This is a genomic window from Streptomyces caelestis, assembly GCF_001279005.1.
Taxonomy (GTDB): domain Bacteria; phylum Actinomycetota; class Actinomycetes; order Streptomycetales; family Streptomycetaceae; genus Streptomyces; species Streptomyces heliomycini.
The window spans coordinates 1-1,199 of record NZ_LGCN01000030.1 but is presented as its reverse complement, the minus strand read 5'-3'; the positions used below and the strand labels follow the sequence as shown (position 1 = coordinate 1,199).

The following is a 1,199-nucleotide window of genomic DNA, read 5'->3' as shown; positions in this document are numbered from 1 at the left end:
GTCGAGAGCCGTGAGGTCGGCGAGGACGGGCAGCGACGTGCCGTCGGGGGCGGTGACGGGGGTGTGGGGGGCGCCGAGCACGGCCCAGCCGGTCGCGTCGGCGGGGGCGGCGGGCGTGAGGGGGGTCCAGTCGAGGTGGAACAGCCAGTCGCGGGCGGCCCGTGCGGTCGGGTCGAGGGTCTCGGCGGCCACCTCGCGGACGGCCAGTGAGTCGATGACGGCGACGGGAGCGCCGCTCGGGTCGGTGAGGTGGACGGTGACGGTGTCCTCGCCGGCCGGGGAGATCCGTACCCGTAGCGCGGTGGCGCCGGTGGCGTACAGGGACACGCCGGACCAGGCGAAGGGGACGACGGTGCGGTCGTCGCCGCCGGGGGCGAGCCCGGCGGCGTGCAGGGCGGCGGCGTGCAGGGCGGCGTCGAGCAGGGCGGGGTGGATGCCGAACCGGGCGGCGTCGCCGCGCACCTGGTCGGGCAGGACGACCTCGGCGAAGACGTCGTCGCCGCGCCGCCAGGTGGCGCGGACGCCCTGGAAGACGGGGCCGTACTCGTAGCCGCGGCCGGCGAGCAGGTCGTAGAAGCCGTCGGCGGCCAGGGCGGTGGCGCCGGGCGGCGGCCAGGCGGTGAAGTCCTCGGGCCGCGCCACGGCGGGGGCGCCCGGTTCGGTGAGGGTGCCCTGGGCGCGCAGGGTCCACAGGTCCTCGGTGTCGCCGTCGGGGCTGGTGGTCCGGGTGTGGACGGTGACGGGGCGGCGGCCGGAGTCGTCGGCGTCGCCGATGCCGATCTGGACCTGGACCTCACCGCGCTCCTGGAGGACGACGGGGGCCTGGAGGGTCAGTTCGTCGACGCTGCCGACGCCGAGGACGTCGCCGGCGCGGATGACGGACTCGACGAGTGCGGTGCCGGGGACGAGGACGGTGCCGGACACGGCGTGGTCGGCGAGCCAGGGCTGGCTGCGCAGGGACCAGCGGGCGGTGGCGACGAGTCCGTCGCCGCCGGCGAGTTCCACGGAGGCGCCGAGCAGCGGGTGGTCGGGCGATTCCAGACCGGCGGAGGTGACGTCACCGGCGGAGTCGGCGAAGCGGGGCCAGTAGTGCTGCCGCTGGAAGGGGTAGGTGGGGAGGTCGACGCGGTGGGGACGGGCGCCTTGGTAGAAGGCGTCCCAGTCGACGTCCGCACCGTGCGCCCACGCCTCGCCCAGCG

At 76.7% G+C, this 1,199-nt stretch carries 1 protein-coding gene; it reads right to left on the bottom strand.

Annotated elements, in window-relative coordinates; translation table 11 throughout:
- Nucleotides 1-1,199: polyketide synthase dehydratase domain-containing protein (locus ADK41_RS04310; protein WP_209438637.1), on the bottom strand; the 1,199-nt coding region annotated here is incomplete at both ends.